Below are 13705 nucleotides of genomic sequence, written 5' to 3'. Positions count from 1 at the left end.
AGATGCTTTTTTATTTGTAACACCAGAATATAATAGAACAATTCCAGTAGTTTCAAAAAATGTTTTAGATGTTGCATCAAGACCATTTGGTAAAAGTGGATGGAATGAAAAAATAGGTGGAATAGTTTCAATATTTACAGAAAATATTGGAATTTTAGAGGAAATAATCATTTAATATAATCTATGACCTTTTTGAACATCTATATTATGTAGTAATCAGAAGTATATATAGCAAATATGGGAGATAGTTTTGATGAAAATACTTTAATTAGTTAAATAGGTGAAAAGTATTTAGTTAAAATATTAGATGAAATAAAATAATGTTATAAAAGATTTATAAAATAAAAAAAGACTGAGTTATCAGTCTTTTTTGGTACCAGAGGCGGGGGTCGAACCCGCACGATGTTGCCACCACGGGATTTTGAGTCCCGCGCGTCTGCCAATTCCGCCACTCTGGCGCGATACTTTATTATAATAGCATATAATAGAGTATAGTTCAATAAAAAGATATTAACTAATTATTAAAATAAAATACAATATTAAGTTTAAATCTTTACAAATAGTAATATACTACATTCAATTAAAATTAAAGTATTAAAATATTAATAAAACTTAATATATATAAATAAATGTAGATAAAAAAATATATATAGAATTTTTTTTGGTATTTATTAACAGTAGGAAAAAAGATAGTAGAATATAAATCTATCTTTTAATTATTATACTTTAGGAGGTACATTATGGTAAAAAAAGAATCAAAATTTAATTGGGGAAGTTTTTTAATAGGTATTGTTTTTGTTATAGCCTCAATGGTGGCATTTAGAGATCCGGAAAGTGATTTAGTTGCTATAGTAATGGTATTTGGTGTAACAGCTTTGCTAGAAGGAATATATCAAATTGCAATAAGGAGAACTATAAAAGAAGTTACAGGCTATAAATCTACTTTCATGATATTAGTAGGTATTCTAAATATTTTAATAGGAATTATATTGTTATTTAATGTTTATGAAGGTGTTTTAGTATTGCCTTATGTTTTTGCTATTTGGTTTATTATAAGGTGTGTGGAAGGCTTAATCAGTAGTGATTTAGCGAAATCAGTTAGTGATGGATATTATTGGTTTACTTTAATAATAAATTTATTAGGAATTGTTTTAGGAATAATGCTATTCACTAACCCTCTAAGTTCTATAATGACAATAGCATATATAGTAGGATTCTATTTCATGTTGTTTGGAATATTAAATATTGTAGAGGCTTTTACAAGTGAAAAACAATAGTATATATAAAGAAGAGTGATAAACTCTTCTTTCTTTATTTACATATTTAAAACTTTTATATAAATAATAAATTTCGAATATGCTATAATACTAAAAAGAGGTGTATTATGAGTTTTGAAAATGCAAAATTGCATATTGAAAAATATAATTTGGAAAACAATATAGTAATACATAAGGAATTGATAGCTACTGTTGAACTTGCAGCAGAACAAATAGGGTGTTCAGAGGCTCAAATAGCAAAATCTTTAACCTTTAAAGTTAATGATGAACCTGTAATGGTAGTTTTAGCAGGAGATAAAAAAATAGACAATAAAAAATTTAAAGATTTTTTTAATACAAAAGCAAAAATGTTAAAAGCTGAAGAAGCAGTAGAGTTGGTTGGCCATGAAGTAGGTGGAGTTTGTCCTTTTGGAATTAAAGAAGAAGTAAAAGTGTATTTAGATAATTCTTTAAAAGAGCATAAAATAGTTTACCCTGCTTGTGGAAGTAAGGATAGTTCTATAAAACTTACAATAGATGAGTTAGAAACTGTTTCAAATAGCATATCTTGGATAGATATAAGTAAATAGCAAATTTGTAAAGCCTAAAATAATATTTAGGTTTTTTTAATGCTTATATATAAAGGAGATGAAAATGATTAATATAATTATCAATATAATTATTGGTAGTGAAGTAAATGAAAAGAATCTAAAACAAAGAGATAAAAGTATAAAGAAGTCTGGTGTAATTGGACTGTTTTTAAATTTATTACTTTTTGCAGTAAAGCTAGTAATAGGTATTATAATTAATTCAGTTGCAGTAATATCAGATGCATTTAATAATTTAGCAGATTCAATGAGTTCAGTAGTAACTTTAATAGGGACGTATTTAGCTGAAAAACCAGCAGATGAAGAACATCCCTATGGGCATGGAAGATTTGAGTATATTTCTTCATTGGTAGTTGCGTTTTTAATACTAGTTACAGGTTTAACTTTATTAAAAGAATCTGTTGTAAAAATTTTTAATCCAGAAGATTTAAACTTTAGTGTAATTACTACAAGTATTTTGATTATTTCTATTATAGTTAAAATTTTTATTTATAGGTATAATAAAGTCTTAGGAGAAAAAATAAATTCTATCACATTAATAGGAGTAGCTAAAGATGCATTAAGTGATATTTTATCTACTATAGGTATTATAATATCAATATTAATTTACTATTATTTTGATATAAATCTAGATGGATTTATAGGGGTGGTAGTATCATTTATAGTTTTGAAATCTGGATATGATATAGCAATGGATTCAATAGATGTAATATTAGGTAAAGCTCCAGATAAAGAGTTAATAAATAAAATAGAAGACATACTAAAATCTGGGAAATATGTAGAAGGAGTACATAGATTAAATATTTACGAATATGGAAGAGGAAACATATACGGTTCAGTTCATTTAGATTTTCCATGTAGTTTATATTTTAGAGATGTACATGAAACAGCAGATGAATTAGAAAATAGGATATACGATGAATGCAAAGTTAAGATTGCTATTCATATGGATCCAGTAAATTGTTTAGAAAGAGAAAATGATGAAAACGGAAATTGCAAAAATAGAAACAACTGTAAATACAGAAGCCTTAGATATAAATAGAAATATAATAAAAAAAGCAGCAAAGTATTTAAGAAAAAATGAACTTGTAGCTATTCCAACAGAAACAGTTTATGGATTAGGAGCAAGTGGACTTTCAGAAGAAGCTTGTAAAAAAATATTTGAAGTAAAGGGAAGACCAGCAGATAATCCATTAATACTGCATATATCTGAATTAGAAGAACTTTATGATTTAGTAAAAGAAGTTCCTATAGAAGCAGAAAAAATGTTAGAAGAATTATGGCCTGGACCATTAACAATAGTTTTGAGAAAAAGTGAAAAAATTCCAAATATAGTAACAGCAGGTGGAAACACAGTAGCTATAAGAATGCCAAGTCATAAGGTAGCTAGAGAAATAATAAAAGAGGTAGGACTGCCTATTGCGGCACCATCAGCAAACCTTTCAGGGAGACCATCGCCAACAACAGCAAAAGATGTAATGGAAGATTTAAATGGAAAGATAAATTTAATAGTGGATGGGGGGCAGTCAAGTATAGGTATAGAGTCTACTGTATTAGACTTAACATCTAAACCATACACTATCTTAAGACCAGGTTTTTTTGATAAAGTAGATTTAGAAAATTATTTAAAAGAAGTAGAATATGACAATGCATTATTAGAAGAAGGAGTTATTCCACGTTCACCAGGTCAAAAGTACAAACACTATGCACCTAAAGCTAGTATGGAAGTAATAATTGGAAATAATAAACAAATAAAAGAATTTATAGTAATTTATATTAAAAGTACAATTAAAAACACAGCATATATATTATTTGAAGAAAATAAAAATTTAGTACCAAAAGATGGTATTTTTTTAACATTAGGAAGTAAGGAAAAACTTAATGAAATGGCATATAATCTATTTAAAAATTTAAGATTAGCAGATAAATTAAAAGTAGAACATATAATCTGCGAAGGAACTCTGGAAAAAGGGATAGGTATTGGAATAATGAATAGATTAAAAAAATCATCTTCTGGTACAGTTAGGATTTTATAATGAATATATTATTTGTATGTACTGGAAATACATGTAGAAGTCCAATGGCAGAATACTTATTTAATAGCTATTTTAAAGAAACGGCTATACATAGAGCAAAATCCGTTGGTACAGGAGCACATGGAGATTATCCAAGCAAAAATTCGATTTTAGTAATGTCAGAAGATGGAATTGATATAACAAGGCATATTTCTAAGCAAATTGACAAAGAAGATATAGAATGGGCAGATTTAATCTTAACAATGGGATATAGTCATTTAGAATTAATAAGACAATACTTACCAAATGATAAAACTTTTATGTTTTACGATTATGTGGATAAGGAGAAAATAGAAATAATGGATCCATATGGTTCAGGTTTAGAAGTTTATAGAGAAACAAAAGAAGAAATTAAGGAATTAATAAAAAAACTATTAAAGATATTATAAATTAATGTTATATTAATGGTATTATATTAATATATAAAAAATTTAGGAGGAATTTAATGGATAATGTAACAGTTTTTGATCATCCTATGATAACGCATAAGTTAACACATTTGAGGGATAAAAATACAGGTTCTAAGCAGTTTAGAGACTTGGTATCTGAAATTTCAATGTTAATGGCTTACGAAGTAACAAGAGACTTGAAATTAGAAGAAGTAGAAATTGAAACACCAATGGAAAAAACAAAAAGTAAGGTATTAGCAGGGAAAAAAATAGCAATAATACCTATACTTAGAGCAGGACTTGGAATGGTAGATGGAATGCTAAATATTTTACCAGCAGCAAAGGTTGGTCATATTGGTTTATATAGAGATCCTGAAACATTAGAGCCAGTAGAATATTATTGTAAGTTACCATCAGATATAGCAGATAGAGATATTTTAGTTCTAGATCCTATGCTTGCAACAGGTGGTTCAGCATCTGCAGCAATTCAGTATTTGAAAAATAAAGGTGCTAAAACGATTAAACTAGTTAATATAATTGCAGCTCCTGAAGGAGTTAAATTAATACATGATGCTCATCCAGATGTTCCGATTTTTGTTGCAGGCTTGGATGAAAAATTAAATAATCATGGATATATTTTACCAGGACTTGGAGATGCTGGAGATAGACTTTTTGGCACTAAATAGATAAAATATTTTTGAATAATTAGTAACATATTATTGATTTTTCAAATTGATTTAAATCACTTAATATGTTACTATATTTCCATAGTGATGATTTAATGGGATAATGTTTCGATATTTTAGATTATTATAAATTTAACGTAATAGCCCATTAAAATTTATGCTAAGTTTAAAAAGATGAAATCGTTTATCTTTATAGGGGGTGAGTATATGTCGTCCAATGCAATTAATCAAATTAAAGATGCCGAGGATAAAGCGAAAAAACAAGTAGAAGAAGCGAAGAAAGAAGCTTTAGAAATTCAAGAAAAAATGAAAATTCAAGGTACAGAAAAATACAATGGTATTTTGAAAGAAGGTGAACAAGAAAGGCATAAAATATTGGAAGAAGCAAGAGAGAAAAGTAGAGAAATAGAATTTCCAATTATCGAAAATGCTGAAAGAAATGCAAATGTAATTTTGAATAAAGATGAAAATATTTTAAATGAGGTTGCAGATGCAATTGTAGAGAGGATTGTGAAAGATTATGTCGATAGTTAAAATGAGCAAATTCAATTTGCTAGCATTTGATTATGATAGGGCGAATCTTCTAAGAGAACTTCAAAAATTCCAATTTGTTCATTTCAATGATTTAACGAAATCTGAAGAAGAGAAGTATGAATCATTAGAGAAAATTATAGTTGGTAATGAAATTAATGCAGTTTCTGAAGAACTTGTTAAAGTTAACTGGGCTATTGATTTATTACAAAAGTATAAACCTAAAGAGGGTATGTTAAAATCTTTAAAAGAAGGACTACCTACTTATACGTTTAATGAAATAATTGAAAAAGCTAGTAAATTCGACTTTAATGAAGTTTATAAAAACCTTTTAAAATCAAGCGAAAAAATAGAACGCAGTAGGCAAAATATACATAATTTAAACCAGAAAATTGATGAGTTAAAGGTTTGGGAAGGGATTAGTATTCCTATTGCAGAACTAAATAAATTAGACAAGGTATTTATAACTACAGGTGTACTACCTACTAGATATCTAGATAATTTAAAAGAAGACTATAAGGATATAGACGACTCTTACTTTGAAGTTGTAAGTGAAGAGAAAGGAAATACTTATATATTATTTGTTACAACACTTGAAAACAAATCTAGAGATTTAGAGATATTAAGAAAAAATGGATACAATTCTATCTATATTGATGCAAAAGGCATAGTAAGAGATGAAATATTTTATTTAAAGCTTGAAATTGAAGAAAGTAATAAAACTATTAGTGAAGAAGAAACGAAATTAAAAGATAGTACAGGAGTTTTAGGAGAACTAGAGATTTATTATGAGTTTTTAACAAATACAAAATTAAGAGAAACGTCTGTTGAAAAATTCGTAACTACAAATAGTGTAAATGTAATAGAAGGCTATGTCCCTACAAACAAAGAAGAAGAATTTAAAAAAATATTGGATAATATATTAAATGATCGTTATTACTTGGATATAAAACCAGCGGAAAAAGATGATTTAGAAGTTCCAATTATACTTAAAAATGGTAAATTTTCAGAAGCATTTGAAGGCATGACAGAAATGTATTCTTTGCCTAAATATAATGAAATTGATCCAACACCATTATTTTCAGTTTTTTATGCGATATTTGCAGGAATGATGGTTGGGGATTTAGGTTATGGATTATTGTTAACTATAGGATGTGTTATTGGACTTAAGTTTTTCAACTTAAAAGATAGCATGAGAAAGTTTGTTAAATTTTTCATGTTTATAGGAATTTGTACATCAATAGCAGGAATTGTATATGGTTCATTCTTTGGTTTTACTATTATAGAAAAACCTATATTAAGTCCAGCTAATGATTCGATGAAGATGATAATAGTAGCTTTAATCTTAGGAGGAATACATTTATTCTTTGGATTAGCAATACAAGCTTATATGAAAATAAGAGACAAAAAAATACTAGATGCTCTATTTGACGTAGGATTTTGGTATATGACTCTAATTGGAATAATTGTATTTGCGCTTTCAAAACTTATACCAGCAGTAACTCCAATGATTGGAAAAATAGGATTAATAGTATCAGTTATTGGTATGATAGGAATTGTTGCAACTGGAGGAAGAGATGCAAAAACTATAGTTGGGAAAGTAGCATCAGGAGTATATGAATTATATGGAATAACAAGTTACATTGGAGATTTCGTATCATATCTTAGAATTATGGCATTAGCCCTTTCAGGGGGATTTATAGCTTTAGCAGTAAACATGATAGTAGAAATGTTATTTGGAGCAGGAATAATAGGTGCTATAGGAGGATTAATTGTATTTTTGATTTTCCAATTATTTAATGTTTTTTTATCTTATTTAAGTGCTTATGTTCATACTGCAAGACTAACTTATGTTGAAATGTTTAATAAATTCTATGAAGGTGGAGGAAAGGCCTTCAAGGGTTTAATAGAAAAATCTAAATATTTTAAAATTGAAAATTAAATTAGGAGGAATTATTAATGGCTGAATTTTTTATTGAAAATGGTGGACTAATTTTAAAAGGACTAGCAGTAGCTTTAGCAGTTTTTTTAGGAGGAATAGGTTCTGCAAAAGGTGTTGGAATGGCTGGGGAAGCAGCAGCAGGTGTAATAATAGAAGAACCAGAAAAATTTGGTAAGGCACTAGTACTTCAATTATTACCAGGTACACAAGGACTTTATGGTTTTGTTATTGGTATCGTATTAATTGTTATGGTTGGAGACTTAAATTTTGCACAAGGATTATTTGCAGTTTTTGCAGCATTACCAGTAGGAATTGTTGGATTAGTATCAGCTATAGCACAAGCTAAAGTTTCAGTAGCAGGTATCAACATATTGGCTAAAAACGAAGAGCAACAAGCAAAAGGTATCGTATTAGCAGTTATGGTTGAGTTGTATGCTATATTAGGATTTGCTATCTCATTCTTAATGATTAGTAATACTTTAATGTAATTAAGTATCTTAAAATTAAGGATGTGAAAAAATGTCAAATTTAGACAATATTATTCAAACACTTTTAAATGATTCGGAAAAAGAGAGTAATAAGATTTTACAAGAAGCAAATAGTAATAGAGATAAATATATTCAAAACAAAGAAAAGACTGCAAATGAAATGAAATTGCAAATTATTTCAAAAGCACGAGAAGAAGCGAAAAATTTAACAGAAAAAGCTTCGAATAGTGCAAATTTAAAAGCTAGAGATAAGATTTTAGAGGCTAAACAGAGAACTGTTTCAAAAGTACTTTTAATTGTAAAAGACAAATTAAAAAATATGGATGATAAAACTTATACAAATATTTTATTGAATACTTTAAAAAAATCTGAAGTAGATAGTGATTATTTAATAAAAGTACAAAAAGATAAACTAGATTCAGTAAAAGCTTTAGGACTAAATAATGAAATATCAAATGAGTTTGTAGATAGTGGATTTGCATTTGTAGGAAAAAGTTCTATTATAAATAATGATTTTTCAAATTTAGTAGACTATATGAGTGATGATTTAGAAGGTTATATAGCTGGAAAATTATTTGTGGAATAAAGGAGGAAAAAATGGATAGAACTAAATTCATCCAAAGCTCAACAACCACAAGAGTATATGAAAAAAGTCTACTTACAAAAAGTCAATTTAGTAGAATGATTGAATCAGATAACTTAGAAAATGCTATAAAGCATTTAAATGATACACCATACCAAGCTTATATTAATAAACTAAGTAGAAGTGAAGATTATGAAGTAGCTTTAAAAGAAGCGTTAAATGATACTTTTAGAAAATATTATGAGTTTTTACCAAGCCCAGAAGTTGTAGATTTAATAGCTATGAAGTATGAATACCATAACTTGAAAGTTATTATAAAAGAAAAAATTAGTGGACTTAATTATGAAAGAATGTATATTAATTTTGGCAATTTTGATTTTGATAAATTGAAAGAAGAATTTGAATCTGGGGATCGTTCAAAATTAGATAGTAGATATTCAGAAGTCATAAATGATGTTTACGATCAGTTTTTAGAATTCAATGATCCTCAAAACATAGATATTTTAATAGATAAAGCATACTTTGAGGATTCGAAAAAAGTTGCAGAACAATCAGACGTAGATCTATTTAAAACTTATGTTGAAGACTTAATAGACTTTACCAATATAAGAACTTTATTGAGGTGTCAAAATCAAAAGAAAGACTTGAATTTTTTAGATAGAGTAATAATAGATGGTGGAACAATAGATAAAAACAAATATAGAGATTTTTTATTTACTAAAGTTGATGAGAACAGCAATTTATTTAAAACATCAAGAATTTATTATTCATTGAAAGAAAGTTTAAAAGAGTATAATTTAACAAATAGTCTTTCAGTTTTTGAAAAGAGTATGGATAATTATTTAATGGAAGTCATAAAAGAAGCTAAGAAAGTTACATATGGTCCAGAAGTTTCATTTGCGTATTTATTAGCAAAAGAAACAGAAATTAAAAATTTGAGGATTATATTTGTTTCTAAACTAAATAAGCTTCCAACTAAATTTACTAGAGAAAGGTTACGTGAGAGTTATGCATAAAGTAGCCGTTGTAGGAGATAGAGATTCAGTTCTTGGGTTTAGAGCTTTGGGAGTACATGTTTACATTGCTTATGAAGCAAACGAAACAAGAAAAATAGTTGATAGTATCGCAAAAGAGGATTATGGAGTTATATTTATAACAGAACAGTTGGCAAATTTAATTCCAGAGACTATAGACCGATACAATTCAGAAATTACACCAGCTGTAATATTAATACCATCAAATCAAGGAACACTTGGTATAGGTATGAAAAACATAAATAAAAATGTAGAAAAAGCAGTTGGATCTAATATTTTATAAAGGAGAGAGCTTATAATTGAAAGTAGGTAGAATAATAAAAGTTTCTGGTCCTTTAGTTGTAGCTGAAGGAATGGAAGATGCAAACGTATATGATGTAGTAGAAGTTTCAGAAAATAAGCTCATTGGTGAAATCATAGAGATGAGAGGCGATAAAGCTTCGATCCAAGTATATGAGGAAACTACAGGTATAGGACCTGGAGATATTGTTATTACAACAGGGTCTCCATTATCAATAGAATTGGGACCTGGATTAATTGAGCAGATGTTTGATGGTATTCAAAGACCATTACAATCTCTTCAAGATGCAGCAGGAGATTTTTTAACAAAAGGTGTAGCGGTAAAATCATTAAATAGAGAAAAGAAATGGGAGTTTGTTCCAGTTGTAAATGTAGGAGACTTAGTTAAGCCAGGAGATATTATAGGTACAGTACAAGAAACACCAATAGTGTCTCATAAAATAATGGTACCAGTGGGAATTGAAGGAACATTAGAAAAAATTGAATCAGGTAATTTTACAATAGAAGAAACAGTTGCAGTAGTAAAAACTGAAGATGGTGAAAAAGAACTTACAATGTTGCAAAAATGGCCAGTAAGAAAAGGAAGACCATATTCAAATAAACTTGACCCAACAGATCCATTAATTACAGGACAAAGGGTTATTGATACATTTTTTCCTGTAACAAAAGGTGGAGCAGCTGCAATCCCAGGGCCATTTGGTTCAGGGAAAACGGTAGTACAACATCAGTTGGCTAAATGGGCAGATGCTGAAATAGTAGTATATGTAGGTTGTGGTGAACGTGGTAATGAGATGACAGACGTTCTTATGGAATTCCCAGAGATAATAGATCCAAAAACAGGCGAATCATTAATGAAGAGAACTGTTTTAATAGCTAATACTTCAAATATGCCTGTAGCAGCAAGGGAAGCATCTATATATACAGGAATTACAATTTCAGAATATTTTAGAGACATGGGATATTCTGTAGCTATGATGGCGGATTCAACATCAAGATGGGCAGAGGCTCTTAGAGAAATGTCAGGACGTCTTGAAGAAATGCCAGGAGATGAAGGATACCCAGCATACTTGGCATCAAGAATTGCAGATTATTATGAAAGAGCTGGTAAGGTTGAATGTTTAGGAAATGATGGTAGAGTTGGAGCTTTAACGGTAATAGGAGCTGTATCACCTCCTGGAGGGGATATTTCAGAACCCGTATCTCAAGCTACACTTAGAATAGTAAAAGTATTCTGGGGACTTGATTATGCACTATCATATAGACGTCACTTCCCTGCAATTAACTGGCTAAACTCTTATTCACTATATCAGACAAAAGTAGATAAATACTTTGATGAAAATATAGATACAAATTTCTCAAGAGATAGAATAAGGGCGATGGCACTATTACAAGAAGAGTCAGGATTAGAAGAGATAGTAAGACTAGTAGGTAGAGATGCTCTTTCAGATGCCGACCAATTAAAACTAGAAGTAACTAAGTCAATAAGAGAAGACTTTTTACAACAAAATGCTTTCCATGAAGTAGATACTTACTGTTCATTAGATAAACAATACAAGATGTTAAGTTTAATATTAGAGTTTTATGACTTAGCAATGGAAGCATTGGAAAAAGGTGCTTATACTTCTGAAATAGAAGTAATGCCAATAAGAGATAAAATAGCAAGATCAAAAAATATTCCAGAAACAGAGTTAGATAGATTTGCTGAAATAACCAAAGAAATGAAAGAAGATTTTACTAAATTAGTAGAAAAGGAGGGTACTGTAAATGCTTAAAGATTATAAATCTGTAACAGAAGTAGTTGGCCCTCTAATGGTTGTTGAAGGTGTTGAGGATGTAAAATATGAAGAGCTTGTAGATATTCAATTACAAAATGGTGAGAAGAGAAGAGGTCGTGTAATTGAGATAGAAGGAGATAAAGCAATGGTGCAAATCTTCGAAGGTTCTTCAGGAATAAACTTGAGAGATACAACAGTTAGATTTTTAGGTAGACCACTAGAACTTGGTGTATCTGAAGATATGATAGGAAGAGTATTTGATGGACTAGGTTCACCAATAGACAATGGTCCTAAAATAATGCCAGAAAAGAAAATAGATATTAATGGTTCGCCAATTAATCCTGTTTCTAGAGACTATCCTTCAGAGTTTATACAAACTGGAATTTCAACAATTGATGGTTTAAATACATTGGTAAGAGGTCAAAAACTACCTATATTCTCAGGCTCAGGACTTCCTCATAATAATGTTGCAGCACAAATTGCAAGACAAGCAAAAGTACTTGGAAAAGGTGATAACTTTGCAGTAGTATTTGCAGCAATGGGTATAACATTTGATGAAGCACAATTTTTTATAGATGATTTTACTGAAACTGGAGCTATAGATAGGGCAGTTTTATTTATGAATCTTGCAAATGACCCTGCAATAGAAAGACTTGCAACACCAAAAATGGCACTTACTTGTGCTGAATATTTAGCTTTCGAAAAAGATATGCATGTACTTGTAATCTTAACGGATATGACAAATTATGCAGAGGCACTTCGTGAAGTATCAGCAGCTAGAAAAGAAGTACCTGGACGTAGAGGATATCCAGGATATCTTTATACTGACCTTTCAACGATATACGAAAGAGCTGGAAAGATTAAGGGGAGAAATGGATCGATAACACAAATCCCTATACTTACAATGCCAGAAGAAGATATAACACATCCTATTCCAGACTTAACAGGTTATATTACTGAAGGACAAATTATACTTTCAAGAGATCTTTATAAGTCAGGAATAGAACCTCCAGTATTTGTAATACCATCACTTTCAAGGCTGAAAGATAAAGGGATTGGTAAAGGAAAAACCAGAGAAGATCATGCAGATACAATGAATCAAATTTATGCAGCTTATGCATCAGGTAGAGAAGCGAGGGATCTTGCGGTAATACTTGGGGAATCTGCACTTTCTGAGGCAGATAAAGCATTTTCTAAATTTGCGGAAGAATTTGAAAGAGAGTATGTAAATCAAGGCTATTATAACAACAGAACTATTGAAGAAACATTAGACCTTGGATGGAAACTATTAAGAATAATACCTAGATCGGAACTTAAGAGAATTAGAGATGAATATTTAGACAAATATTTGGAAGACTCTCAAGGGGATGATTAGATGGCTAAACTTAATGTAAATCCTACGAGAATGGTCTTGTCTGAGCTGAAAGGTAGACTTGTGACATCTACTAGAGGACACAAGCTATTAAAAGACAAACAAGACGAACTAATGAGAAGATTCATTAGTCTTATTAGAAAAAACAAGGAATTACGTTTAGAAGTAGAAGAAGAGTTGGGTAATTCTTTCAAGGATTTTTTACTTGCATCAGCTATAATGAGTCCTGAATTTCTTGATGAAGCTGTTTCTTTTCCAAAAGAAAAAATAGATGTAGAAATTACTACTAAGAATATAATGAGTGTTAATATTCCTGTAATGAAATTTACAAAAACAGAAATAGATGATACTGGAAGTATATATCCTTATGGATATGCTCAAACATCTGCAGATTTAGACTATGCAATAGAAGGTTTAGACAGAGTAATGGATAAATTATTAGAACTTGCAGAAGTTGAAAAAGCTTGTCAGTTGATGGCTAAAGAGCTTGAAAAGACAAGAAGAAGAGTAAATGCACTAGAATATAGAACTATACCAGACTTAGAAGAAACAATAAAATATATTCGTAGTAAATTAGATGAAAATGAAAGAGCTACTATAACAAGACTAATGAAAGTTAAAGATATAATTCAAGAAAATTAAGATAAACACAACGCTAGCCGTTGT

At 29.4% G+C, this 13705-nt stretch carries 16 protein-coding genes and 1 tRNA gene; 16 read left to right on the top strand and 1 reads right to left on the bottom strand.

The window, feature by feature from the left end; all coding sequences use genetic code 11:
* The first annotated feature begins 40 nt into the window (after positions 1–40).
* Positions 41–175 carry a hypothetical protein gene (locus CS899_RS11125; RefSeq protein WP_422879615.1) on the top strand — a complete coding sequence of 45 codons (135 nt, stop codon included), beginning with the start codon at positions 41–43 and terminating at the stop codon, positions 173–175.
* Positions 176–371: 196 nt separating this feature from the next.
* On the opposite strand, the gene CS899_RS02890 is transcribed toward CS899_RS11125, so the two are convergent.
* Positions 372–458: transfer RNA gene (locus tag CS899_RS02890), tRNA-Leu, on the bottom strand.
* A gap of 282 nt (positions 459–740) precedes the next feature.
* Between CS899_RS02890 and CS899_RS02885 the strand changes: the two genes are divergently transcribed.
* The 15 genes from CS899_RS02885 to CS899_RS02815 all read left to right on the top strand — a co-directional run bounded on the left by CS899_RS02885 (position 741) and on the right by CS899_RS02815 (position 13681).
* The gene (locus CS899_RS02885) at positions 741–1277 is read left to right on the top strand and encodes an HdeD family acid-resistance protein (protein ID WP_099203442.1); all 537 of its coding nucleotides are present in this window, start codon (positions 741–743) and stop codon (positions 1275–1277) included.
* A 107-nt stretch (positions 1278–1384) separates the two neighbouring features.
* A complete protein-coding gene (locus CS899_RS02880; RefSeq protein ID WP_099203441.1) occupies positions 1385–1846 on the top strand; it encodes a YbaK/EbsC family protein in 462 nt (153 codons plus the stop codon).
* 64 nt (positions 1847–1910) lie between these two features.
* Entirely contained in the window at positions 1911–2906 is a 996-nt protein-coding gene (locus CS899_RS02875; protein WP_164995828.1) for a cation diffusion facilitator family transporter, read from the top strand.
* Positions 2845–3900: an L-threonylcarbamoyladenylate synthase gene (locus CS899_RS02870; protein ID WP_099203439.1), complete on the top strand. Its 1056-nt coding sequence runs from the start codon at positions 2845–2847 to the stop codon at positions 3898–3900. Before CS899_RS02875 ends, CS899_RS02870 begins: the two co-directional genes overlap by 62 nt.
* Positions 3900–4328 carry a low molecular weight protein arginine phosphatase gene (locus CS899_RS02865; RefSeq protein WP_099203438.1) on the top strand — a complete coding sequence of 143 codons (429 nt, stop codon included), beginning with the start codon at positions 3900–3902 and terminating at the stop codon, positions 4326–4328. Before CS899_RS02870 ends, CS899_RS02865 begins: the two co-directional genes overlap by 1 nt.
* Before the next feature lie 56 nt (positions 4329–4384).
* Positions 4385–5014, top strand: coding sequence for a uracil phosphoribosyltransferase (gene upp / locus CS899_RS02860; protein WP_099203437.1), 630 nt, complete (start codon positions 4385–4387; stop codon positions 5012–5014).
* A 207-nt stretch (positions 5015–5221) separates the two neighbouring features.
* Complete coding sequence (locus CS899_RS02855) at positions 5222–5548, top strand: hypothetical protein (RefSeq protein ID WP_099203436.1); 327 nt, start codon at positions 5222–5224, stop codon at positions 5546–5548.
* The gene (locus CS899_RS02850; protein WP_099203435.1) at positions 5535–7487 is read left to right on the top strand and encodes a V-type ATP synthase subunit I; all 1953 of its coding nucleotides are present in this window, start codon (positions 5535–5537) and stop codon (positions 7485–7487) included. Before CS899_RS02855 ends, CS899_RS02850 begins: the two co-directional genes overlap by 14 nt.
* Positions 7488–7504: 17 nt before the next feature.
* Positions 7505–7975 (top strand): V-type ATP synthase subunit K, encoded by a 471-nt coding sequence (locus CS899_RS02845; RefSeq protein WP_099203434.1) that lies wholly within the window; start codon positions 7505–7507, stop codon positions 7973–7975.
* A gap of 31 nt (positions 7976–8006) precedes the next feature.
* The gene (locus CS899_RS02840) at positions 8007–8561 is read left to right on the top strand and encodes a V-type ATP synthase subunit E (protein WP_099203433.1); all 555 of its coding nucleotides are present in this window, start codon (positions 8007–8009) and stop codon (positions 8559–8561) included.
* 11 nt (positions 8562–8572) lie between these two features.
* The gene (locus tag CS899_RS02835) at positions 8573–9574 is read left to right on the top strand and encodes a V-type ATP synthase subunit C (protein ID WP_099203432.1); all 1002 of its coding nucleotides are present in this window, start codon (positions 8573–8575) and stop codon (positions 9572–9574) included.
* Positions 9567–9875: a V-type ATP synthase subunit F gene (locus tag CS899_RS02830; protein ID WP_099203431.1), complete on the top strand. Its 309-nt coding sequence runs from the start codon at positions 9567–9569 to the stop codon at positions 9873–9875. The genes CS899_RS02835 and CS899_RS02830 overlap by 8 nt, the downstream gene beginning before the upstream one ends.
* A gap of 16 nt (positions 9876–9891) precedes the next feature.
* Positions 9892–11664, top strand: a complete 1773-nt coding sequence (locus CS899_RS02825) for a V-type ATP synthase subunit A (RefSeq protein ID WP_099203430.1) — start codon at positions 9892–9894, stop codon at positions 11662–11664.
* Positions 11657–13042 carry a V-type ATP synthase subunit B gene (locus CS899_RS02820; protein ID WP_099203429.1) on the top strand — a complete coding sequence of 462 codons (1386 nt, stop codon included), beginning with the start codon at positions 11657–11659 and terminating at the stop codon, positions 13040–13042. Before CS899_RS02825 ends, CS899_RS02820 begins: the two co-directional genes overlap by 8 nt.
* Positions 13043–13681 carry a V-type ATP synthase subunit D gene (locus CS899_RS02815; protein WP_099203428.1) on the top strand — a complete coding sequence of 213 codons (639 nt, stop codon included), beginning with the start codon at positions 13043–13045 and terminating at the stop codon, positions 13679–13681.
* Positions 13682–13705: the final 24 nt, after the last annotated feature.

Source organism: Miniphocaeibacter massiliensis (genome assembly GCF_900232905.1).
Lineage (GTDB): Bacteria > Bacillota > Clostridia > Tissierellales > Peptoniphilaceae > Miniphocaeibacter > Miniphocaeibacter massiliensis.
Note: the sequence above shows the minus strand (reverse complement) of the source record. Positions and strands in the feature narration are given on the sequence as shown.